The 23,511-nt window shown below is 71.1% G+C and carries 16 protein-coding genes and 2 pseudogenes; 12 read left to right on the top strand and 6 right to left on the bottom strand.

Going from position 1 to position 23,511, the window contains the following annotated elements:
* Positions 1-110 precede the first annotated feature (110 nt).
* Positions 111-785, top strand: coding sequence for a macro domain-containing protein (locus ACX9I7_RS08850; RefSeq protein ID WP_459386988.1), 675 nt, complete (start codon positions 111-113; stop codon positions 783-785).
* A gap of 15 nt (positions 786-800) precedes the next feature.
* Here ACX9I7_RS08850 and ACX9I7_RS08845 read toward each other — a convergent pair whose 3' ends face one another.
* Positions 801-1,778 (bottom strand): asparaginase, encoded by a 978-nt coding sequence (locus tag ACX9I7_RS08845; protein ID WP_459386987.1) that lies wholly within the window; start codon positions 1,776-1,778, stop codon positions 801-803.
* Positions 1,779-1,936: 158 nt separating this feature from the next.
* Between ACX9I7_RS08845 and ACX9I7_RS08840 the strand changes: the two are divergent.
* Positions 1,937-2,182: pseudogene (locus tag ACX9I7_RS08840) on the top strand (NAD(P)-dependent oxidoreductase); the annotation flags it as partial.
* A gap of 52 nt (positions 2,183-2,234) precedes the next feature.
* On the opposite strand, the gene ACX9I7_RS08835 reads toward ACX9I7_RS08840, so the two are convergent.
* The gene (locus ACX9I7_RS08835; RefSeq protein ID WP_459386986.1) at positions 2,235-2,765 is read right to left on the bottom strand and encodes a GNAT family N-acetyltransferase; all 531 of its coding nucleotides are present in this window, start codon (positions 2,763-2,765) and stop codon (positions 2,235-2,237) included.
* Between the two features lie 98 nt (positions 2,766-2,863).
* Here ACX9I7_RS08835 and ACX9I7_RS08830 point away from each other — a divergent pair, with 98 nt between their 5' ends.
* Positions 2,864-4,075: an MFS transporter gene (locus tag ACX9I7_RS08830; protein ID WP_459386985.1), complete on the top strand. Its 1,212-nt coding sequence runs from the start codon at positions 2,864-2,866 to the stop codon at positions 4,073-4,075.
* A 189-nt stretch (positions 4,076-4,264) separates the two neighbouring features.
* Here ACX9I7_RS08830 and ACX9I7_RS08825 read toward each other — a convergent pair whose 3' ends face one another.
* Entirely contained in the window at positions 4,265-4,972 is a 708-nt protein-coding gene (locus tag ACX9I7_RS08825) for a class I SAM-dependent methyltransferase (RefSeq protein ID WP_459386984.1), read from the bottom strand.
* Positions 4,973-5,173: 201 nt separating this feature from the next.
* On the opposite strand from ACX9I7_RS08825, the gene ACX9I7_RS08820 reads away from it, so the two are divergent.
* The 3 genes from ACX9I7_RS08820 to ACX9I7_RS08810 all read left to right on the top strand — a co-directional run bounded on the left by ACX9I7_RS08820 (position 5,174) and on the right by ACX9I7_RS08810 (position 9,630).
* A complete protein-coding gene (locus tag ACX9I7_RS08820) occupies positions 5,174-8,095 on the top strand; it encodes a helix-turn-helix transcriptional regulator (protein WP_459386983.1) in 2,922 nt (973 codons plus the stop codon).
* 225 nt (positions 8,096-8,320) lie between these two features.
* The gene (locus ACX9I7_RS08815; RefSeq protein WP_387572296.1) at positions 8,321-8,950 is read left to right on the top strand and encodes an RICIN domain-containing protein; all 630 of its coding nucleotides are present in this window, start codon (positions 8,321-8,323) and stop codon (positions 8,948-8,950) included.
* Positions 8,875-9,630 carry a ribosome-inactivating family protein gene (locus ACX9I7_RS08810; RefSeq protein WP_459386982.1) on the top strand — a complete coding sequence of 252 codons (756 nt, stop codon included), beginning with the start codon at positions 8,875-8,877 and terminating at the stop codon, positions 9,628-9,630. Before ACX9I7_RS08815 ends, ACX9I7_RS08810 begins: the two co-directional genes overlap by 76 nt.
* A 93-nt stretch (positions 9,631-9,723) precedes the next feature.
* On the opposite strand, the gene ACX9I7_RS08805 is transcribed toward ACX9I7_RS08810, so the two are convergent.
* On the bottom strand, positions 9,724-10,941 hold the full coding sequence (locus ACX9I7_RS08805; RefSeq protein WP_459387071.1) for a PP2C family protein-serine/threonine phosphatase: 1,218 nt from the start codon (positions 10,939-10,941) through the stop codon (positions 9,724-9,726).
* A gap of 39 nt (positions 10,942-10,980) precedes the next feature.
* Positions 10,981-15,192 carry a Pls/PosA family non-ribosomal peptide synthetase gene (locus ACX9I7_RS08800; RefSeq protein ID WP_459386981.1) on the bottom strand — a complete coding sequence of 1,404 codons (4,212 nt, stop codon included), beginning with the start codon at positions 15,190-15,192 and terminating at the stop codon, positions 10,981-10,983.
* A 171-nt stretch (positions 15,193-15,363) separates the two neighbouring features.
* Between ACX9I7_RS08800 and ACX9I7_RS08795 the strand changes: the two genes are divergently transcribed.
* The gene (locus tag ACX9I7_RS08795; RefSeq protein ID WP_459386980.1) at positions 15,364-15,870 is read left to right on the top strand and encodes a hypothetical protein; all 507 of its coding nucleotides are present in this window, start codon (positions 15,364-15,366) and stop codon (positions 15,868-15,870) included.
* Positions 15,871-16,079: 209 nt separating this feature from the next.
* Here the strand turns inward: ACX9I7_RS08795 and ACX9I7_RS08790 are convergent, their stop codons facing one another.
* Positions 16,080-17,681, bottom strand: coding sequence for an alpha/beta hydrolase (locus ACX9I7_RS08790; protein WP_459386979.1), 1,602 nt, complete (start codon positions 17,679-17,681; stop codon positions 16,080-16,082).
* Between the two features lie 122 nt (positions 17,682-17,803).
* Between ACX9I7_RS08790 and ACX9I7_RS08785 the strand changes: the two genes are divergently transcribed.
* The 5 genes and pseudogenes from ACX9I7_RS08785 (at position 17,804) to ACX9I7_RS08765 (ending at position 23,363) form a co-directional block, all read left to right on the top strand.
* The gene (locus tag ACX9I7_RS08785) at positions 17,804-18,103 is read left to right on the top strand and encodes a hypothetical protein (protein ID WP_387572282.1); all 300 of its coding nucleotides are present in this window, start codon (positions 17,804-17,806) and stop codon (positions 18,101-18,103) included.
* A gap of 11 nt (positions 18,104-18,114) precedes the next feature.
* A complete protein-coding gene (locus ACX9I7_RS08780) occupies positions 18,115-19,281 on the top strand; it encodes a UbiA prenyltransferase family protein (protein WP_459386978.1) in 1,167 nt (388 codons plus the stop codon).
* Positions 19,282-19,591: 310 nt separating this feature from the next.
* Positions 19,592-20,968, top strand: coding sequence for an MFS transporter (locus tag ACX9I7_RS08775; RefSeq protein WP_459386977.1), 1,377 nt, complete (start codon positions 19,592-19,594; stop codon positions 20,966-20,968).
* Positions 20,965-22,112, top strand: a pseudogene (locus ACX9I7_RS08770) (hydroxymethylglutaryl-CoA reductase); the annotation flags it as partial. The gene ACX9I7_RS08775 and the pseudogene ACX9I7_RS08770, both read left to right, overlap by 4 nt.
* Positions 22,113-22,280: 168 nt before the next feature.
* The gene (locus ACX9I7_RS08765) at positions 22,281-23,363 is read left to right on the top strand and encodes a phosphotransferase (protein WP_459387070.1); all 1,083 of its coding nucleotides are present in this window, start codon (positions 22,281-22,283) and stop codon (positions 23,361-23,363) included.
* Positions 23,364-23,511 lie beyond the last annotated feature (148 nt).

Below are 23,511 nucleotides of genomic sequence, written 5' to 3'. Positions count from 1 at the left end.
CGACAACGGCGCCGGGCCGGAACGGGCTTGTCAGTGGGGCGCGGTAGCGTCGTGAACGACCGAGGGCCGCATTGCCGAGGGCCGTATTCCGATCGGAGTGGAGCATGAGCATGGACCGTACGCAGTCGCCGCTGAAGGTGGTGCTCACCGACATCAACGCGTCGGTGGTGGAGGCCTGGCGGGCGGCGTTCGCCGACACCCCCGGGATCGAGATCCGCAAGGGCTCGATCCTGGACGAGAAGGTCGACGCCTGGGTGACTCCGACGAACTCCCGGGGCCGGATGGACGGCGGGGTCGACGCGGCCATCAAGCGATACCTCGGGGCGGGCATCCAGCTGCGCGTGCAGCGGGCGATCCGCGACCGGTTCGCGGGGAGCCTGCCGGTGGGCAGCGCGGTGTGCGTGCCGTCCGGGGCGGTCCACCCGAAGTTCCTGATCTCGACACCGACGATGGAGCATTCCGCCCAGAATGTCAGCGAGACCCTGAACGTGGCCCTGGCGTGCGCCGCCGCGTTCCAGGCGATACACCAGCAGAACGAGAAGGCGCCGGGCAGCATCGAGTCGGTGGCACTGGTCGGCATGGGCGCCCACACCGGCCGGGTGCCGGCCCGGGTGTGCGCGAACCTGATGTGGACGGGCCACACGCTGTTCCACGACTACCGGTTCGAGGACTACGACGACCTGCGGAGCACGATCGTCGCGCAGCTCGACGACATCGAGAACGCCCCCGTCGAGGAGCGCGTACGCATCACGCCGCCGCCCCGGAGCGGCCGCTCCCGGGGCTGACCGAGGCCGGACACCTCATCCCCGCAGGGCGAACGCCTCCGCGATGCCGTCGCGCCCGGCTCCGGCCGCCAGCAGCAGCCGGAGCAGCACCCGGGCCTTGTACGGGTCGAGGAAGCCGCTGTCGATCAGCCCGCGCCGCCGCAGGTCCGTCTCCGAGCCGGGCGCGCTGTAGGTGTGCCGCAGGACCGGACCGCTCCCGGTGCGCGAGGTCAGCACGACCGGCATGTGCTCGGCCAGGGCGCCGAGCCTGGGCGCGAGCGCGCCCGGCACGTGGCCGACGCCGAACCCGGCGACGACCAGCCCCCTGTGGGTGGCCTCCAGCCCCTGGAGCTGGGTGCCGTCGTCGTCCAGGGTGACCACGTGGAGGGCGACGCGTGTGTCCGCGAGCCGCTCCCGGTCGAGCCCGGCGGGCAGTGGTTCGTGCCGGGACGGGGTGAGGAGCATCCGTACCCGTCCCTCGACGATGTGCCCGAGCGGGCCGGTGTTCGGCGAGGCGAAGGTCGCGGTGCTCGTGCTGTGCGTCTTGCGCACCCACCGCGCCGCGTGCACCTCGTCGTTGAAGACGACCAGCGCACCCGCGCCCCGCGCCTCGGGGGCCGTGGCGACGCGCACGGCGGCGAGCACGTTGGCCGGGCCGTCCGCCCCCGCCATGGCCGGCTGCCGCATCGCACCCGTCAGCACGAACGGCGCGTCGTGCGGCCACACCAGGTCGGCCAGGAACGCCGTCTCCTCCAGGGAGTCGGTGCCCTGGGTGACGACGACGCCGTCCGCGCCCTCGGCCACGGCCCGCGAGGCGATGGCGACGACGTCCAGGAACTCCGCGAAGGTGAGGCTCCCGCCGGGCACGGCCTGTACATCCCGCACGTCCAGGGGGACGCCCAGCTCCGTCAGGCCCGGTACGGCCGCGGTGATCTCGGCCCCGCTCAGCCGCGCTCCCCGCCCCCGGCCCGGCACCGAAATGGTGCCGCCGAGTGCCAACAGTACGACGCCCAACGCTACCCCCTCACCCCGTGTCACCCTCACCGGGCAAAACCCCGCCGGACGCCCCAACCTACATGCCGGTACGAACACTTGCACTGAGGCGGCGGCGGTGACGATCTGGGCCGGGCGGCGGCCACCGGGAACCAGCCCGGCGTCGGCCGGCCGCAGTGCGCGCGTTGGTGACCCTCAACACGGGAACACCGGAAGGCGCGCGCCGGATGGCCGGCTGGGCGGAGGCGCGAGGAGCGTGGTTCCTGGACGGTGCGGTCAAAAACGTGCCCACAGCCGTCGGGGAACCGGGCACGCTTCTGTACTACGGCGGCGACAAGGGCGTGTTCGACACACACGAGGCGACGCTGCGGGTGCTGGGCGGGGACACCGTCCACCTCGGGGACGAGCCGGACCTGGCCGCGCTCTAGGGCGCTGCCTTCGGCGCCGAGGCGTGCCGTGCCGAACCGTGCCGCGTCGTCAGCCGACCCGTCGGGCCAGTACCTGCCCCGGCCAGGAGTCGGACAGGAACCGGTCGGTGGGGGCGAACCCGTTGCGCTCGTAGAACGCGACCAGCTCGCCCCCGCCGCCCGCCCAGCAGTCGACCCGCAGCAGCTCCACACCGGCGCGCCGGGTCTCCTCGACGGCGTGGGCCAGCAGCGCCGACCCGATGCCCAGACCGGCGTACCGCCGGTCGGAGACCAGCAGCCGGACGTACCGCTCGGGTTCCCCGGCCGGGGCGATCGGCATCTGCGGGCTGGGCCCGGAGTCCAGCACCATGGCTCCGACGGGTGTGCCGTCCCGTTCCGCGATGTAGGGGGCGTTCTCGGTCATGTACCGCTCGACCCGCGCCACACCACCGGGCTTCCGTGAATACGGTGTCGTGCCCCACTGCTCGGTGTTGCCGCGACCGTTCATCCAGGCCACCGCGGCGTCGAGCATGTCCAGAACGGCCGGTGCGTCGGCCAGGCCGCCTGGTCTGATCCGTATGTCATGTGTGCTGTCGTTCACGGCGGAATCTTAAGCAGCCGTCCTGTCCATGGGGACGGCTGCTAGAATGAACGCGTTGGCCTTCGGCGCCCCAATAGGTGCGTCCGGAGGCTTTTTTCATGCCTACTGACACATCCATACCGCCATCCACCACACCTACTGTCGCCGGCTACCGCGCCCTCCTGCGCAACCGCGAGTTCGCCGGCTTGTACGTCGGCTTCACACTCACGGTCGCCGCCGGCACCTTGTCGGGCTTCGCGCTCGGCACATTGGTCAACCGCAAGACCAACTCCCCGTTTCTGACGGCCGTGAGCATGTACGGCGCCACCTTCGCCACGGTGCTCGGGGCGCTGACACTGATGTCGGTCGCGGACGGGAGCCGTCCCCGACGGACCCTCCTCGCGCTCCAGTGCCTCTCGCTTGTGGCGGTCGCCACGCAGGCGGTTCCGGGGTTGCCGTTGGTCGCCCGGTTCGGGCTGCTCCTGGTGGTGGGTTTCTTCCAGTCCCTGGCGACCGGCACGCGGATGGGGCTGCTCGCCGAGGTGATACCGAACTCCGCGTACGCCCTGGCACGTTCGCTGATGAACATCACCTCGGGTGGCATGGCAGTCCTCGGCTACGCCGTCGGGGCCGTACTGCTGCGGCACCTGAGTCCGCGAGAAGTCTTCCTCGTCGCCACCGCTCTGACCGGAACCGCGTTGGTCCTCGTGCGGGCGACCATCCGAGAACGCTCGATCCGTCTGACCCGTCGCCCCGGACTGCGAGAGACCTGGACAGCGAACATCGCGCTTTTCTCCCGCCCCGGGCGACGGGTACTGCTGCTGAACCTGTGGGTTCCCAACGGCCTGATCGTCGGCTGCGAGGCGCTGTTCATCTCCTATGACCCAGGACTCGCCAGTGCCCTCCTGGCCGCCGGTTCGGCCGGCATGCTCCTCGGGGACCTGACCGTCGGTCGGCTGCTCACCGCCGACCAGCGACGCCGCTGGGCGTTCGCCCTGCGGCTGCTGCTCGCCGCCCCTTACCTGCTGTTCGCCGTCCACCCACCCATGCTGGTGGCGACGGCGGCGGTGTTCGTCGCCAGTGCCGGGTTCGCCGCGACTCTGCCGCTCCAGGAGCAGCTCCTCGCGTCGACGCCCGATCCGGTGCGCGGTCAGGTGCAAGGCGTCGAGTCCGCCGGCCGGATGACGTGGCAGGGCATCGGAGCCGCGATCGCCGGCGGTGTCGCCCAGTACCTCACCCCTGCCGCCACGATCTCCGTTCTGGCCGCGGTCTCCCTCGCCATCACGGTCTTCTCCCGCCGTGCTTGTCGCTTCGGTTCGGCGCACACATAGGCACCCATGGCGAACCAGATCCTTTCCGTCCGGTCCAGAGCTCCTTGACCGCCACTTCGGTCCGGAGTCGGGCGTCGTACGCCTTCCAGACGCGTCCCATGCCGCCCGAGGTGATCGACCGCACCAACTGGTGGCGGCCTCCGGCGACGTCGCCCGCGTCGACGCCCCGGGACGGCTTTCGCGCGGTGGTTACTCGCCCCTGCGCATCAGCAGATGACCCCGCCGGAACCGCTCGTCCTGTCGAGGCTCGCGAAGCATCCGGCCGATCTCGACGAACCCGGCTTCGTGGGCCGGCCCCGCCAGGTCGTCGGTCGGCCACCGATAGGCCGTCGTCACCTTGTGGTCGAACGCCGTGACCGGCCCGCCCTCCGATTCGAAGAAGGCGAGCAGGAGGTGGCCACCGGGTGCGAGCACCCGCTGGAACTCCGCGAAGTACGAGGGGATTTCGCTGGGCGGGGTGTGGATGACCGAATACCAGGAGAGGATGCCGCTCAGCTCGCCGTCGGCCAGGTCCAGGGCGTCCATGGAACCCACCTCGAACCGCAGGTCCGGGTGCGCCTCACGGGCGAGGTCGATCATCACGGGCGAGAGGTCGACGCCGAAGGCGTCCAGTCCCAGGTCCCGCAGATGTGCCGTCATGTGCCCTGGGCCGCACCCCAGCTCGGCGACGGGACCTTCGACGGGACGGCCGACGGCACCGGCCCCGCCCCGGGCTGCCAGCGCGAGCTCGGCGAACGCGGCGAGCACCGCACGGTCCAGCGGAAGAGCGTCGAGCGAATCACGGACGAATTCGGCGTAGCGGACGGCGACGGCGTCGTACGCGTCCGCTGTCGTCCGGAGGTACGGGGAAGAGGAAGGGCAAGGGGAAGGGGAGGGGGAAGGGCAAGGTTCCGTCACGAGCGAGCACCCTATGGCTTCCCTCCTGGGCCCTGCCCACCGGCCCGTCGTGCAAAAGACCATGTCAGCATGGCTGGAATCGCACATTTTCCGTGCAAGGGTGACCAGAACGCACCCTTCCCGGTCATCCGCCCCGTCCATCATTCATCAGGGGGCACGTCGAACGACGTCGTACGGACGGACCGAGGTGAAGGGTTGAGCGTGAGGAACGTGCTTCTCGAACGCGACGAGGCGTTGGCGGAGGCGGCGAGGGCCGCCGAGGCCGCACGGTCCGGCAACGGGCGCTGGCTGCTGTTCCGTGCGACGCCGGGCCTGGGGCGCACCGCCCTGCTGGAGGAAGTGGTGCGGCGGGAGGCGACGGCCGGCGGCATGCGCGTCCTGCACGCGCGTTGCTCGCCGGAGGAGTCGGCGTTCCCCTTCGGCCTCGTGCGCCTGATCTTCGCCGATGCCGGCACCGGCACCGGTGCCAGGACCGATGCCGCGGCCGAATCGGAAGACATCCCGTTCGCGGACCCGCCGGCCGGCGAGGAACAGCAGATCTTCCACCGTCTCGTGGCCTCCCTGGCCCGCACCGCCGCCCGGCGCCCCGTGCTCGTGGCCGTCGACGATCTGCACGACGCCGACGCGGTGTCACGTCGCTGGATCGGCTACCTGGCCCGGCGGCTCGCGGGCCTGCCCGTGCTGCTGCTCCTCACCGAGTGCCTCACCGAATACCTCGACAAGGACGACACCGCGCTGCCCGGCGCGACGGGTACGTCCGTGCCGCTCCACCCGCTCGGCCCCGGGGCCGTCGCCCGCCTCGCGCTCGCCGGTCCGGCGCGTACCCCGAAGCAGGACGCCGAGCGCGGCGAGCTGTGCGTCCGGGCGTGCGCGGGCAATCCCGCACTGGTGCACGCCCTCCTCGCCGACCTCGGGGAGGGGCCGCCGCCCGGCCGGTTGTCCGACCTGGCCGGACGCCGCTACCGGGACGTGATCGGTCACTGGTTACGGGCCCGCGCCACCCCGCGCTCGCGCCGCCTGTCCCTGGCGGCGGCCGTCGCCGGGGACGGTCCCGCACCGCTCGATGGAAGACCGCTCCACGAGGCCGCCGACCTCGGCCCCGCCGACCGCCGCCCCGCCGAACTCGCCCCCGACGGGCACGACACCCCTGCGCGCGCCCCTGCGGACGCGCTCGGCCTCGGTCGTCTCTTCTCCCACCCCCTGGCACGCGAAGCCGCCCTCGCGGCCGCCGAACCCACCGAACTGGACGCGCTGCGCCGCCGTATCGCCCGGCTGCTCGACGAACAGGGCGCGCCCGCGGCCCATGTCGCCGCGCACCTCCTCCGCATAGAGCTCCACACCGACCGGCCCGGGGAGGAGTGGATGACGCAGTCCCTGGAGGACGCGGCCGAGGACGCCGTACGCGACGGCCGCACCGACGAGGCCACCGCCCTCCTCCGCCATGCCCTCACCGCCCCGCTCGCCCCCGCCCGGCGCGCCGGGCTCACCCTGCGCCTCGCCGCCCTGGAACTGCCCCACAGCGCCGACGCCGGCATCCGCAGGCTGCGCGCGGCCCTGGAGCTCCACGCGGACGGCCACGAACGCGCGGCCGTCGCGCCCGCCCTCGGCGCGGCGCTCGTCGCCCGGGGCCGTACGGACACCGCCATGCACGTCATGCGCCAAGTGGGCAGCGCCGTGGAGGACGACGAGCTCATCCGCGTGCTGCAGACCACCGCAGCCCTCATGGCCTCCCATGACGCGATCGCCTGGCGCAACGCCGTCGCCCGCATGCGGGAGCTGGCGGCGACGGCCCCCGCCACCGTCGAGCCGCTCGCCTGCGGCCTGGTCACCGAGTACGAGGCCGGGGCCGGCGGGCTGTCGGCGGCCGAGGCCATGACCCGTGTGCTGCCCCGGCTGAAGGCACCGGTGGACCCCCGGCTCCGCACCGGCTGGCTGGGCAGCGCGGCCACCTTGCTGCAGTGGGCCGACCGGCTGGACGAGGCACGCGCGCTCGCCGACGAGTGCCTTCCCGCGCCGCCCGCGCTCCCGGACCTGACGGACATCGGCCAGCAGTGCCTGATCAGCGTGCGGGCCGAGGCGGCCCTGTGGGTCGGCGACTTCCGGCGGGTCATCGCCGAGAACGCCCCGCTCCTGGACGTCCGCACCGGGCAGGGACTCCACATGCCCCACCTGGTGTCCATGGTGGCACTCGCCCACCACGAGCTCGGCCACCGTGCCCCCGCCCGGCGACTGGTGGCCACCCTCGACGAGGCGAGCGCGAGCGCCGACAGTTCCTGGGAGTGGAACGAACTGCGCCACGCCAGGGCCCGTATGCACATGGCCGAGGGGAACTGGCAGGCCGCCCTCGACGACTACCTGTCCTGCGGCCGTGGCCAGAGCGCCCGCGACTTCGTCAGCCCTGTGGCCACGCCCTGGCGGTCCGGCGCGGCCCTCGCCCTCGTCGGACTCGGACAGCCGGTGCGGGCCCTGGACCTGGCGGAGGAGGAACTGCGCCACGCGCGGACCTGGGGGACTCCCCGTACGGTGGGCCGGGCGCTGCGGGCCCACGGCGTGGCGGTGGGCGGCCGGCGCGGGCTGGACTCGTTGCAGGAGGCGGTGGCCGTGCTGAGGCAGGCACCGGCACCCGTGGAACTCATCGAAACGCTGCTCGACCTGGGGCAGGCGCGGATCGGCGCCGGGAACGGCCGCAAGGGCCGCGATGATCTGCACGAGGCCCACACTCTGGCGCTACGGCTCCTGGCCCCCGACGCCACCCCCGGTTCCGACTCCGTCCCCGACTCCGATCCCGCCTCCGCTCCGGTCACAGGACGCCTGGTCCGCGCCGCCGAGGACGCCCTGCGCACCGGGGGCGCCCGTAGGACCCACCGCGTCGCGATGGGCAGCGCCGCGCTCACCGTCGCGGAACGGCGCATCGTCGAGCTCGCGGCCACGGGGCAGACGAACGCCGAGATCGGTGCGGCGCTCCACCTGGCCCGCCGCACGGTGGAGACCCACCTCACCAACGCGTACCGGAAGCTCGGCGTGACGCGCCGCACCCAGCTCGCGTCCTGTCTGGGCGCTGCGGGCACAGGAAACCCCTCCGCGAACCCCTCCGCCGCACGGGACATGACCGCGCCGGCCTGATCCCGATCCCGAGCCCGATCCATATCTCCACGCCGTCGCTGTGCGTCCGCTGTGTTCGTGGTCTTCCACGATGGCCCGGTCATCCTGCCGCCGGGCATCGTGGGAGCCGCGCCGGGCAGTACCGGCAGGACCCACCCGCACCGGCCGTGGTTCGGGTGCGGGACCCGGCGTTTCCCACCGGAGACGTGCGAGCCGCCGAGCGCTCGCGGAAGAGGGGTAACCATCATGAGGCCGACCACGCGCAGGACCGTCCGGAACTCCCTGGCCACGCTGTTCGCCGCCGCGGGCATCACCGCGGGACTCGCCCTGCCCGCCGGCGCCGCCGGGGCGAGCCCCGCCACGCCGGCCCCGGGCGTCACGCAGCAGGCGCAGCCGAAGGCCGCCCAGGCCCAGCAGCTGGCCGGGCTGCAGGCGAACCAGATGTGGAAGCTGCGCAAGAAGGGCGACAAGTACGAGATCGCCAACGCCCACAGTGATCTGTGTCTGAAGGTGAAGGGCGGCTCGACCGACAACGGGGCCCCGGTCGTCCAGGGCGAATGCGGCACGGCCTCCGAGAATCTGTGGAAGTCCCAGGTGACGGACAACGGGACGTTCATCATGCTCCGGAACGCCAACTCCAACAAATGCCTGAGCATCGACGGCGGCAGGGCGACCAGGGGCGCCAAGATCGTCCAGTGGGACTGTCTCGGCGGCGGCAACCAGAAGTGGTGGGACACGGACAACATCAACGCCGACCAGGGCTGGTGGATCAGCGGTAACACGCCCAGTGGCGCCCCGACGTGGATGTGCCTCGACATGCCGGGCTGGAGCACCTCGCCCGGTACGCAGGCGGCCATGTACGAGTGCACCAGCTGACGCCTTCTCCTGCTTCTGCCGAATCGCCACCAGAGTTCGTCCCCCCAGGAGTTCAGCATGCGCATGCGTGTGTCGCGTCGTCCTTCGACCGCCGCCGTCATCGCCGCCCGGTACGCCTGACCACGGCCAGGGCTTCCGTGGACCTCGTCGTCCGCTCCGGTGACCTGTACACCGTGGGCTGGTACACCGAGAGCGACAACACCTTCCACTCCCTCAAGGACGGCAAAACCAACCCCGTCTACGCGCCGAAGCCGAACACGACGCAGGACCGGCTCGACTACGACGGGAACTACGGCACTCTCGAAGGCCGCGCGCCCGGCAAGGCCACACGCCTCACTGTCGCTCTCGGCAAGGAGAGCACCAAGCAGGGCGTCATCAACCTGGCGACCACTCCGGCGAAGGGCGGGGAAGCCGCCAAGGCACTCCTCGTCCTGGTCCAGGAGATCAACGAAGCCGCTCGGTTCACCAAGATCGACACGTTGGTGGCAGCCGGCTGGGTCAACGGAGCCGTCGCTCAGCGCGACTTGCTGGTCGGCCTGGAGAACGACTGGGATCGCTTCTCCACGTGGGCCGTCAAGAAGCTCAAGAACCAGCCCGTGGAACCCCACGCCGTCGACGGCAAGAAGATCGCGACCCTCGACGCGGCCCAGGAATACCTCGCGGTGGTCAAGCAGCAGTAACGAACCGGCCGCCGGAAGGCCGCCGCCTCGGGCGAGGCGGCGGCCTTCCCGCCCACGCACACGACCTGAGAGACCTCGCGGCGCGTTGCCGCGTCACTGGTACTGCGGGCGCCACTCGAAGAGGAGGATGGTCGCGTCGTCCCGTAGGTGGTTGCGCTGGTAGTCGAGGATGGCGTGGATGAGCAGCCGCAGCACCTCGGCCGGGCGCTGGCCGGCCGCGGAGGAGCGGATGATGAAGTCGGTGAACCGGGCGAGGCCGAACTCCGCGCCGTCGTCGTCGCGGGCTTCCACGACGCCGTCGGTGTAGAGCAGGACGCAGTCGCCGGGCTCCAGTGTCGTCTCGTGGACGTGCCGGGTGGCCGGGGCGAGTTGGCCGATCAGGCCGATCGGCGGCTGCGGGGGGCTGTCCAGCGCCCCCTCGAGCACCCGCTCGGCACGGATCAGCAGCGGCGGCGGGTGGCCGCAGTTGACCCAGCGCAGCACCCCGGTGGCCGCGTCGAGGCGGCACAGCACACCGGTGCAGAAATGGTCGGGCAGCCACTGGGCGAGCGCCTGGTCGATGGAGCCGACGATGTCGGCCAGCTCGCCACCGCCGCGGCGGGCGTTGCGCGCCGCCGCCATGGCGACCGACGTGGTCAGGCCGGCGGACACGTCGTGGCCCATGGAGTCGATGATCATCGTGTGCAGTATGTCCTTGACCACCGCGTGGTCGAAGGCGTCGCCGGCGATCTCGTACGCCGGTTCGAGAACCGCGGTCGAGACGCATTTGCTGCTGCCGATGGTGTGGGAGGGCAGGAAGGCCCGCAGCATCTCTGCGGGCAACCGCATGGGTGTGATGCGGGTGCGGGCGGCGAGCCAGTCGCTGTAGGCGCGCTTGGAGGTGATCAGCATGGCGAACAGATGGGCCAGCATCCGGCTGCGGCGCATCCGCACCCCGTCGAGCGTGGCGGTCCGTACCGCCAGCACGCCCAGCCGCTCGGCGCCGTCGATCAGGGGCATCCAGGCGATCATGTCGTTGTCGGCGTCGACCACGCGCGGGGTGACCGTGCGGTAAGCCCAGCCGGCCGACGAACGGTCCACCGGCAGCGGTTCCAGGGCCTCGTCGAGCGGGACGAGCAGTTGTTGCTGCAGGTCGACGAGGTAGATCAGGGCGGTGCCCAGGCCGAGGGCCGTGGCGCACCGGTTCGCCAGGTCGGGCAGCTCGAACGGCAGTGCCGTCTGCGCTTCGGTGATCAGCTCTTCCAGTCGGCTCTCGTCGATGGCGACGTGGGGACCAGCGGAAACGTGCGGTGGGTCCGGCACGGGGATCACCACCTTCCGTTCCCAGTCTCACACCGATCCCGACCACTCTCACGTCGGGCGCGAGGGGCTGGGCGGGCACGTGGGCCGGGCCGAGGTGAGCGCCTCCGGTGTCTCGGCGGCGGGGTTTCCCCGCCAGCGCGTACGAGCCGGGACGTGTTCACCTTTCATCAGGAAGGAGTCGGCGTCGATGTGGGCACTGTCGTCGATGACGACGCCGTAGTGGACGAACGCGTTGGTGCCGATGGCGCAGTCGTCACCGATCGCGATGGGGCCGGACTTGAAGACACCGTCCTCCAGGGAATGGGCCTGGAGAGTGCTGCCCGCGTTGAGGGCGCAGTTGTCGCCGACCCGGGTGAGGGTCCGCTCGATGATGCCGCAACCGTCGTCGAAGACCCGGTGGCCCATGCGGACGCCGAGGAGCCTCCAGACGGCCGGCTTGAGGGGGGTCCCGTTGAGGACGGCGAGATAGGCCGTGGACGGTACCTTCCAGTACCGCTCGTGTCTCCAGAAGTCCTTGTCGTAGATGGAGCAGAAGCGTGGCCGCAGTCCGTGCGGGCCGACCACGGCGCGTTCGACGACCACGAACCAGCCCACGGTGAACGCGAGTCCGAGCACGGCGGAGCAGACCGTGCCCAGCCAGTGCGGCACGCCGTCGCCTCCCGAGGGGAGCATGGCGATCAGCACCAGGCCGAAGACGTACAGGATCCGGACGGTCAGGAACAGGACGATGGTGACGGCGTTGTGGCGGTTCTTGGCCGCGAGCCCGCCGCGGCGCCCAGGTCCCGTGCCCGCCTGGTCGAAGAGGCGGTCGCGTTCGACCGAGCGCGGGATCTCGAAGGGCGGCGAGCCGAGCAGCCCGGTGTTCTCCTTGACCGGGCCACTGACCGGGATCATGGTCTTGGTCGCCAGCAGACAGCCGTCGCCGGTCCTGCCGTCGGCGGGATAGGCGATGTTGTTGCCCAGGAAGTTGTTCCGGCCGATGACGGCCGGGACGGCGCGGAAGGACGTGCTCGAGAATTCGGCGTTCATCAGGGACAGCCCGTCCGAGACCATCGTCCCGGTGCCCACGTGGCTGAGGGTGGGGACTTCGTGCTTGACGACCATGCCGAAGTTGGACCCGGTCTGCTCGAACGGTCTCAGTCGGTAGCCGATGGCGCACAGGTAGTGCACGACGGCCGAGCTGTCGCCGAACAGGGCGTTGTAGAAGCGGATGTTGGAGACGCGGGCGGTGGCGCGTTGCAGCGCGAACCGCGCACCGTAGAGCGGGTGCACCACGTTCGGCCTGACCAGGTGGCACAGCAGCCGGGACAGGGCGGAGACCAGGACCGGTCCGAGGACGGCCAGGCCGAGCACCGCGGCGGCGGAGATCCACAGCCCGTCGGCGTAGTACGTCCAGCTGTCCGGGCCGGCCGCCCCGGTGACCGTGTCGGCCAGCGGGGAGGGCCGGGACTCCAGCAGCGCGGCGACGGCGGTGCCGCCCACCCCGGCGGTGGCCACCACGGCCAGCAGCCGGACGACGCTGTGGCAGACGCGGCGCACATTGCCGCAACGGGCCGGCGGGACCGTCAGGTACTGGCAGCCGGCCGGCGCCTGCACGGCCGGTGAGCCGTGCCAGCACTGCCCGTCCGGCACGGACTGGCCGGAGTGCAGCGAGGAGGCGTGCCCGAGCTGGGCGGCGTGCCCGAGGCGCACGTCGATGTCGAGGGTGCTGTGCTCGCCGACGAAGGCGCGGTCGCCGATGGTGACGCGGCCGGTCTCGATGACGCCGTCGCGGGCCCGGTAGCCGTTGAGATAGGTGTCCTTGCGGATGACGGCGTCGGCTCCGATGGTGAGCAGATCGGTGCACACCGGTACCCGGATGGTGAGGACCAGGGCGCGGGGCCCGACCCTGGCGCCCAGCGCCCTCAGGTACAGCGTGTACAACGGCGTACCGACGGACAGCAGGGCGAGCGGATTGGCGGTGACGAGGGTCTTCACGCACCAGAAGCGGACGTAGGCCATGCTCCACAGGGGAATGCGCCGCGCCGACCACCGGCCGACGAGGGCCCACTTCGCGGCGATCGGCAGCAGGCCCGTACCACCCAGCGCCGCGGCACCGAGGACGATCGCGCGCCCGCAGACGCCGGGCCACCCGTCGGCCTGCCTCACCCAGGCGGTCCCGGCGTCCAGCGCCACCGAGGCGAGGGATACGTAGGCGAGGAATACGAGGAGTTGCGCCGCCGTGCACAGGGCGTACCTGGGGGCGCTCACCATGGGCCCGGGTTGTGGTTCCGGTACCGGTGGCGGCGCCGGTGTGCGGTCGTCCGGTGCGGCCGGCGCCGCCCCGTCCAGGGCCGTGGCGAGCGCGCGTACGGTGGGGTGCAGATAGACGTCCTTCATCGACACGCCGGGCAGGCCCGGGAGGTCGCGGACGGCGGCGTTGAAGTGCGCCATCAGCAGGGAGTTGGCGCCGAGTTCGTCGAAGAAGTGGCTGTCCACGGAGACCCGTTCGACCCGCAGGGTACGGGCCAGCAGCTCGGCCAGCGCCCGTTCGGTGCCGGTCCTCGGTTCCGTGAACCCGCGTCGCGTCGCGAGCCGGCGCGGTCCGGCCGGCGCGGGCAGACGGTTGCGGTCGGCCTTGCCGCTGGGCAGCACCGGTATCGACGAGAGGGGTTCCAGATAGGCGGGAACCATGTAACTCGGCAACTGCTCCCGCAGCTGTACGACGACGTGATCGGGGTCCACGACGGCGTCTTCGCGGGTGGTGTAGAACGCGCACAGCTCCACGGTGTCCGGGGCGGCCTCGTGCCGGGTCACCACGGCCTGGGCGATTCCGGGGACGCGGAGCAACACCGATTCGATCTCGGCCAGTTCCACGCGGTAGCCGCGGATCTTGACCTGGGTGTCGATGCGGCCGTGATGCTCGATCTCGCCCAGCTCGTTGATCCTGCCCAGGTCCCCGGTGCGGTAGATCCTGCCGGACGGGTTGCCAGGAATGCCGAGGAAGTCCGGGACGAAGGCGCGTTCTGTCAGGTCCGGCCTGTTGAGGTAGCCGTCGGCGAGCCCCATGCCGGCGATGGCGATCTCGCCCATCGATCCGGGTGGCAGGGCGGTGTTCCCCTCGGGGTCGAGCAGGGCCACCGCGTAGGTCGGCAGCGGGACGCCGATCGTCACCGGGCGGTCCGGGTCCAGCAGGGTCCAGGTCGCGGTGACGGTCGCCTCGGTCGGGCCGTACACATTGAGGAACCGTCGGCCGGGCCGGTGCCAGCGGCGGATGAGGTGCTGGGGGCACGACTCGCCGGAGACCAGCAGGAACCGCAGCTCGGACCGGTCCGCGTCCAGCGTGGCCAGCAGGGTGGGGACGCAGCACAGCGCGGTGACGTGCCGGTCCCGCAGGAAGGCGTCCAGCTCGGCCCCGACCAGACCGGGCCCGGCCGGCCGGGGCACCAGCGTGGCACCGGCCATCCAGGGCACCCATGTCTCCTCGACGGAGAAGTCGAAGGCGAGGGTCATCCCCTGGTACACCCGGTCCTCGGCGGTGAGGCCGTAGACCTCCGCCGCCACGCGGACGAAGTTGCAGATGGCCGGGTGGCCGATGGCCACTCCCTTGGGGCGGCCGGTGGAGCCGGAGGTGTAGATGACGTAGCAGAGGTCGTCGGCCTGCCGGCCGGGGGTGGAGGCGGCGGTGGTGGTCGGGGTGCCGAGGCGTCGGGTGGATCGCCGCGCTATGTCGGCCCGCACCCGGTCCAGGTACAACAGCTCTGTACCGCCCCCGTCGGCGAGGTGGGCCGCCCGGTCGTCGAGCCTGGAGAGCGTCAGGACCGTGCGTACGGCGGCGTCGGAGACGATGTACGACAGCCGGTCCGCCGGGAATCCGGGGTCCAACGGGACGTAGGCCGCGTGTGCCTTCAGCACGCCCAGCATCCCGACGTAGGCGTCCACCGGGTCGTCCAGCAGCAGCCCGATCCGGTCGCCGGGGTGGGTACCCCGGTCCAGCAGGAAGCGGGCGAGCTGATTCGCCTTGTCGTCCAGCTGCGCGTAGGTGAGTGTGACACCACCGGCGTCCACCGCGAGCCGGTTTTCCCGGCCCTGCGCCCGTAGCCGGTCGCACCGTTCCTCGAACAGACGCTCCAGCCGTTCACCGTCCCGCCACCGGGCCGATCCGCCGTCCCCGGCGCAGGTCAGCAACCCGTCCGGCCGACGCGACGACCGTGGCACCCACTGCCACGCCCGCTCCCGCCCGGGGGTCTCTTCTTCTCTCCGCTCGTCATCCGGGGTCATGATTCGCCACAACAGCTTCGCGCGGATATTGGTGGCACTGACATTTTACCGCTCGGTGCCCACGCCCACCCCTATTGCCCGGCACCGCCCATTCCGCCCTCCCGGCGTGCGTCGGCGGGCGGTGAGCCCTTGACTGGAGAGCGAACCGCTCACGATGCCCCTGGAGGAGAAGTGACTCGACGCTGGACTCACCGCGCGACGGGCGTGACGTTGGCCGGACTCGTCACCTTCACGGGTGTCGGCTGCTCCCACGGTTCGAGCGGCCCGTCCGGCACGGGCAGCAAGGCGGCCTCCGTCGCCTCCCAGGCTTCCGCGGCGGTGTCGTCCCTCGCCTCGGAGGCTTCCGGTGCCCTGGCGTCGGCCAGCGCGGAGGCGAGGCGGAAGCTGGACGAGATCAAGGGCGGGGTCGACGTCAAAGGTGATGTGAAGCTCGGCAACGTGACCACTGACGGCGAAGGACGTGCCGAGGTCCGGCTCACCCCCGACAACACGACCGACTCGACCAAATCGTTCGCCGTTCAGGTCAACTTCACGGATTCGGGAGGCAACCTCCTGGACACCGCGGTCGTGACCGTGTCGGATGTCCCCGCCGGCAAGAACGCCACGGCCACGGCGCGCAGCACCCGGAAGTTGTCCGGCGACGTGCGGGCCGAAGTGGCCAGGGCGGTACGGTACTGACGGCCCGACCGGGCGGCCCCGGGGCCGCGCATTTCGGTGCCGTACGCCGTGGCAGCGGCGCTCTTCGTCCCGAGCCGGCGCGTGTGCCTGGAAGCGCCGGCAGTGCTGGCGGCCGCGGTGTCCTACGGCGGCTTCCTCGGCTGCTACGGCGCTCCGGGCAGTGCCTCATGCTGTCGTTGATGCCGTGCACTTCCGGGCGCGCGGGACGGCTAGCGCGTGATCCCGGTCCTGCTGGTGACGCCCGGGTGGACGACGTCCGGCGAGGCGGTGAGCATGGGGTCCGTGCGGCCCGGACGGCCGGCAGCGCACTTCAGGTCGGCCGGTGGGAGGTTGCCGCTCGCCAGGTAGGCGTTGACGGCGTCGTTCACGCAGGCGTTGCCGTAATCGGTGCCGTAGACCGCGTGGCGGAACGAGCCCGTCACCGTGATCATCCGGGACGAGGGCCACCGCGTGTGCATGGCCTGAGCCTCGTCGTACGGCACTCGGGGGTCGCCGGTGGCGTTGAGCATCAGTGCGGGGGTGTCGCCGTCGACGGCGGTGGGTTCCTCGCGTGGTGGGGCCCAGAAGGCGCACGGGGTGGTGTTGTTGAGCAGCGGGCCGAACAGAGGGTGCTCATGCCGTGAGCGTTGCACCGCGTGCCAGAACACTTCCGCATCGTGCGGTCCCGGTGTGTCGGCGCACAGGAACGCCGTCTGCGCGCTCGCGTACGCCGAGCCCTGGGCGGACAGTAGGGAGGGCAGCAACTCGGCGAGCGCGGGATCGGGTTCGGTCCGCCCCTTCGTGACGGCTGTCTTGAGGGTGCCGGTCATCACCGCGATCTGTGCGTCGGTCGCCTCGGTGTCGGCACCGAGCACCCCGTAGAAGAGCACGGGCACCACGTGTTCGTCCAGCAGGTAGTCGCCGACGCGCAGCGGCCGGTGGGCGGCCGCCCCGGCGATCCCCGCGACGGTGGCGAGCACGTCGTCGGCGCTCGCCCCCAGCCCGTACGTGCCGTTCCGGGCGGCGGCCCAAGCGGCCCAGTGCCGCAGCGCCGCCTCGTTGGCGCTTTCGGTGCCGTACTCGGGCCAGGGGGCGAGGTGGCCCGGTTCGTGCACGCCGTCCAGGACCATCCGGTCGGTGCGGCCGGGGAACATCGCCGTGTACACCTCGCCCAGGTACGTCCCGTAGGAGATCCCCAGGTACGAAAGGCGCTGCTCGCCCAGGGCCGCGCGGACCAGCTCCAGATCGCGGGCGACGTTTCGGGTCGACGCGTGGGGCAGCAGGTCCCGGGCGTCGGCGCGGGTGCGGCAGCGTCGCGCGAGGTCCCGCTCGAAGGCGGCCGTGCGGCGGAAGCCGGCGCGGTCGTGGCCGGCCGACCGGAAGTAGCCGCCGGTTTCCCAGCCGCAGTCCAGCGGGGTGCTCCGGCCGGTGAACCGCGGATCGACACCCACCAGATCGAAACGGGCGCCGGTGGCACCCAACGCCGTGCGACGGGCGGGGAGGAAGTCGACGACCGGATCCCCGGGGCCGCCTTCGTTGACCACCAGGGTGCCGATGCGGTGGGCCGTGTCCGCCGCCGGGATCCGGGCGAGGGCGACGGTCACCGTCCGGCCACCGGGGCGCGTGTGGTCCAGCGGGACGGCCAACCGCGCGCACCGGGCGCCCGCCGCCTCCAGTTCCCTGCCCGCGCTGTCGTCGGAGCCGCGCACACAGCTACCCCACCTCAGCTGTGGGGCAGCCGGGGCGGCAACGGCCGTTCTCGGCGCGGCGATCAGGGCGAGGACCGTGGCGAGCGCGGCGACGACTGCCCGGCCACGCAAGGAGCGTGTCATGCCGCCGACGGTAGTGCCTACGGGCCCGGCCCGCCGGAGCGCGTTCCCGGCGGGCCGAATGCGCCCCCGGCGCGCGGATGCCCGGCGGACGCCCGGTGGAAGCCCGAAGGAATACGTGCGGCATGGCACCTGAGTACGAGTACTCAGGTGCCATGCCGACGCCGAGTGGACACTGGCCGACGGCCCGCCAAATCCCGAAAGAATGGGGAAAGCTCGTGCAGGATCCTTTTTCGCCGCCGCCTTACCCGTCGCATCCGCCCACGTCACATGTCCCCGCGACCGGGGAACGGTCGCTCCTGGCGAAGATCGGCATCGCTTTCGGGTGCGTGCTCGCGGCCGTCCTGATACTCAGCGGCCTGGGGGTCCTCGGAGTGATGGTGCTGCTCGCGACCGGTTCGATCCAGTTGTTTCCCAACAAGTGAGGCGGTCGCCAATGCTCGATGGACAGATAGCCGACCGAATCCGTGTGCTGGTCGCGCTCAGCCGTCCCGCCGTCGCCGTGCTCCTGGCCCTCTACGTCGCGCTCGGCCTCGCCCAGGCCGGACACGCGGAGGACCGCCTGCTACTGGCGGGGTGCCTCGTCCCGGTCATGGCCTTCCTGCTCTGCTCGGTCTGCGTCAACGACCTGTCCGACCGGGCCATCGACCAAGTCAACCTTCCCGGTGACCGGAACCGGCCGCTGGTCACCGCCGCCGCCGGCAGCCGGGAACTCGTGGTCACGGCCGGGGCGTCCGCCGCCGTCGCACTCGGCTCGGCGTTCGTGCTCGGACCCCGCCCCGGACTGTTGATGCTCGCCGCTCTCGCGGTGAGCGCCGGGTACTCGCTGCGCCCGATCCGCCTCGCCGAACGGGGAGCCGTAGCGGCCCTGGCACTGCCGGCCTGCTACGTCGCGCTGCCGTACCTGCTCGCCCTCACCGCGGCCCGTTCCGCCGTCCACCCGCGCGACCTGCTGATGCTCCTCGGGCTCTACATCGGCTTCGTCGGCCGGATCCTGCTCAAGGACTTCCGTGATGTGCGGGGCGACACCCTCTTCGGCAAGCGGACGTTCCTGGTCCGGCACGGACGACGCGCGACCTGCCTCTTCAGCGCCTGCGGCTGGACCATCGGCAGCCTCGTCATCCTGGCCGCGACATCTCGGCGCACACCGGCGCTCGTGTGCTCCTACCTCCTCTGCCTCGTTCTCGCGCTGGTGATCCTTCGCCTCCTGGCGGGCGAGGTCGGGCACCGGCGGGAGGAGGCGCTCATCACCGGCGCGGCGGCCATCGGCCGGGGGATGCTGATCCTCCAACTGGCACACCTGGCGACGGACCAGGCCGGATGGGACGCCCTCGCGCGATCGACGGTCATGGGCGCGCTGCTGGCGCTCACGCTGGTTCAGGCCGTTGGCATGGTGCGGTACGGCCCGGCGACCGGTCTCACCGTCGCCTCCTTGCTGGAGGAGACGAGCGCGTCGCGCGCTGAACGACCCCGGCCCGGGATTTCAGGGCGCGAGGTCGTCCAGGTGGAGGGCGACGGGCCCGAAGAGGCCGCCGATGGTCGTCAGCGCCGAGTTCTGGCGGACCGCCCCGGGCATCGTGGCGCCGTCCGGGGTCGCCAGTGACCGGGTCGCGGTGGCCCTGATCCGGTCCACGACGGGCCGGTGACGTCGAGGAGGTCGACGTCGGGAAAGACCGTGATCGCAACGCGGTGGTGCGTCTGGTGCATGCCCCTGTCGTCCGGCCGGCACGGACGTGACCGCAATGACGTGGTTCTGTCACATCCGGACATCCGGGTGTGGGGACGGGACCGGGGACGGGTCCGGCAGGCGAGCTGATCACGGACTCGGCGTCCTGGTGGCGGTGGCCTCCGCACCCTTTCCCGAGTTGATCGTTGTGATGGGTATGACGTTACGACGGTCGGATCGGCGCTCCGTGGTGAAGGACGCCGGGGCGGGAGGCAGTCTCTGGCGGCACGGATGCTTCTTCCGGTACTGGCTCGCGAACGCCGTCGACCTCGTGGGCAGCGGGGTCACGCAGGTGGCGTTGCCGCTGGTCGCGGTGGTCGAGCTCCACGCCTCCGTCTGGCAGGCCGCGCTGCTCTCGTTCGCGCAGAAGTGCCCGCCCCTGCTGGTGTCGCTCCCCGCCGGGGCGCTCGCGGACCGGCACCGCAAGCGTCCGGTGACGGTGGGCGCGGCGCTGGCGGGCGGTGCCGCCTTCCTCGTCATCCCACTCGCCGACGCCATGGGCCGGCTGTCCCTGGGGCTGCTGTACGGGGTGGCATTGGTGGGCTCAGTCGCCGAGGTGTTCGGCTCCACAGCGCGCATCAGCCTTCTCCCGTCGCTGTTGCCCCGCTCCCGGCTGATGGAGGCGAACTCCAAGCTCGGAGGGATCAATTCCCTGGCCGACAGCGCGGGCTCCCAGCTCGGTGCTGTCGTGGTCACCGCCCTCGGCGCCGCCCATGCCGTGTGTCTGGACGTCATCTCCTACCTGGTCTGCGCTTTGCTCCTCGGGCGTATCCGCACCCACGAACCGGATGTGGCACGTCCGGGCCGGAGGACGACTTTCCGGGGAGAGATCGCCGAGGGGTTGCGCTATGTGTGGTCCCATCCCACGATCCGGCCGCTGGTGCTCGCCGCCACCGCGTACGTCGCCGTCATGGCCTTCCTCACCACGCTGTGGCCCGTCTACATGCTGCGTCGGCTGCACTACTCGAGTGCGGCGTTGGGCACGACGCTGAGCGTGGCCGCGCTGGGTGGGTTCTGCGGCGCGCTCGTCGTCCGCCCGTTGGTCGCGCGGTACGGCCCGGTGCGCGTCATGCTCGTCGCGCTGGCCCTGGCCCCGTTCACGATGGCGCCGCTCCTGCTCGCCACGCCGGGCCGTTTCTCGCAGATGGCCGTAGCCCTGGGGATGTTCGTTCAGGTGGGGTGTGCCGTCGCCCAGGGCTCCACCCAGCGCACCGTACGGCAGGCCGCCTGCGATCCCGCGTTGCAGGGCCGCATGCTCGCCACGAGCTGGTGGGTCGTCTACGGCTCCCAGCCGGTGGCAGCCCTTCTCGCCGGCGCGATCGGGACCTGGTACGGCCTGTGGGACGGCCTGGCGCTCGGCGCCGACGCCCTGGCCGTCCCGTTCCTGGTCCTGCGCTTCTCCTTGCCCCCTGACTTGCTCCCCGACTCGCTCCCTGACCCGCTTCCCGACTCGCTCCCCGGCTCGCCTTCCCGTGCGCCTTCCGGCGTGCCTCGGGCCACCGCTGTCCTCGACGAATCCCTTCGGTCACGCACGTGCCCGCATGACGAAAGCGATGCCTCATGAGCCCTGGAGAAAATCCGGGCCGGCCCCGTCCTTCCCGTCCCGCCGGACGGTACGTTCCCGCCAGAGGGATCTATACGGAGTCGGCGCGCCTTCAGCGGCTCGCCTGGTTCCGTTCCACAACCCGGCTGGAGCTCGACTCCTTGCAGCACACCCAGCTCGACGCCGGGAAACTGACGGGAAACATCGAGGGTTTCGTCGGCAGCGTCGAAATCCCGGTGGGCGTCGCCGGTCCCTTGCTGATCCACGGGGAGAACGTCCAAGGTGAGGTCCATGCCCCCATGGCGACCACGGAAGGCGCCCTGGTCTCCTCGGCGACGCGGGGCGCCCTGGCCGTCACCATGGCAGGTGGCGTCAGCACTCGCGTCCTCTCGCAGACGATGACCCGGGCACCCGTCTTCGCCTTTTCCCGGCTGTCGGCCGCGAGCCGTTTCGCCTCGGCGATTCCCCAGCACCTTGACGCGCTCCGTACGGCCGTTCGGCAGGTCTCCGACCATGCCCGGCTCCTCTCGGTCCAGCCCTTGGTGGTGGGCAGGACCGTTCATCTGAAATTCCGGTACACCACCGGGGACGCGGCCGGGCAGAACATGACCACGTCCTGTACTTGGCACGCTTGCCAGTGGATCCTGGACCAGCCCCATCTGATCGGGCCCGAAGAGCTCGAATCCTTCATCGTCGAGGGAAACACCTCGGGCGACAAGAAGGCGTCGTCCCAGGCCATGGCGGAGGGCCGCGGAATCAGAGTGTCCGCCGACTGCCTCCTGCCCGGAGGAATCGTCGAGCGGGTCCTGAAGACCACGCCCGACGAATTGGTCAGGGGCTACCAGCACATCGCGGCCGGGGCCGTGCACAGCGGAGTGCTGGGCTCCAACGCGAACACCGCCAATATGGTGGCGGCGTTGTTCACCGCCACGGGGCAGGACATCGCCTGCGTTCACGAGTCGAGCCTGAGCCAGTTCGTCCTCGAACGGAGGCCGGAAGGCGTCTACGCGAGCATCACCCTCCCCGGTCTGGCCATCGGCACGGTCGGGGCGGCACTCACCTCCCCGCGCAGCACGAACTTCTGGAGTCGATGGGGTGCACGGGCCGGGGGAGCACGGCCCGGCTGGCGGAAATCATCGCCGGTTTCGCCCTGGCCCTGGATCTCTCGACGGTCTCGGCCGCCGCTTCCGGCCAGTTCGCCGGCGCCCACGAACGTCTCGGCCGCAACCGGCCGGTCCGCCGGTTTCAACTCGACGAGCTGGACGCCGCGTTCTTCGAATCGGCGCTGGGCGACTCCGGGATGCCAGGCGTCAAGGTCACAGGTGTCGAAGCAGTGAGCATTCCCATGGGTCCCAGCGTCCTTTCCGAGCTGACGTCGCGGACGGTGAAGAAGGACGTCGGTCTCTTCCCGATGCAGCTGAAGGTCGAGCGTGACGAGGTGGCGGACAAGCTCGACGTCATGGTCAAGGTCAAGCCCACCGACCGGGAGGTCATCAAGATGGCCGGGCTGGCCGCCGCTCTGTGCGGCGGTCCGGTGGCGACCCACTACCGCGCGTTCGACCGGCGCCTCGGATTCGTGGGATGCGATGTGCGCGAACTGGCCCTCTACGAGCAGACCGACACCCGCTTCACCAGCCTCGTGCCGAAGCAGTACCGAACCCATCGTGACGACCGGCGGGAGACGTACGTCATCGTGATGGAATGCCTTCGCGACATGGAGCTGATGGACACGTCGGACCGGGGGCGCGGCTGGTCGCGCCGGCATTTGACCATCGCCCTGCGCGACCTCGGGCAACTCCACTCCGTCTGGTACGGCAAGGAATCGGCGCTCCGCCGGATGTCGTGGATCGGCCATGTTCCCAATGCCCCGGACATGGTGGAGATGAGGGACTTGTGGCTGGCCCTGGCCGACCATTCGGCGCAGGAGTTCCCCGAGATCGTCAGCGGACGCCACCACGACCGGCTTCTCGACTGCATCGGGACCATCGACCGCTGGTGGCCGCGGATCGAGGCCATGCCCCGAACGCTCGTGCACAACGACTTCAATCCCCGTAACCTCGCCATCCGGGCGGACGGCAGGCTCTGCGCGTACGACTGGGAGCTCGCCACTCTCCACATTCCGCAGCACGACCTGGCGGAACTGCTCTGCACCGCCCTGGAGCCCGCCGACATCGACGCGGCGGTGGTCCAGGAGCTCTCGGAAGTCCACCGCAGGTCGCTCGAGACCCACACCGGGGCAGTCATCGACAAGGACCGGTGGGAATCCGGGTACCGCCTCGCCCTCAAGGACCTGGCGGTCAACCGCTTCGGGCTCTACTTCGTGGCGCACACGGTTCGCCATTACGGGTTTCTCGAGCAGTGGTGGCGGAATCTCTGGGCGCTGATCGACCTGGCGGAGGCGGCGGGCGGGAACTGACCCCGGTCCGGGTGACGATTTTCTTCCGCCGGATATGAGCTCGTCCGATCGTAACCTCGGGTGAGCATTTCCGTTGGACCAACCGGGTGAGGGCCGACGGGAATGCCGCAGGGCGCGTCGGTCATTTTTCTCGCTTTCCCGCATCTCA

This window comes from Streptomyces sp. L500 (assembly GCF_054551825.1).
This window is presented reverse-complemented; position numbering and strand designations above follow the sequence as displayed.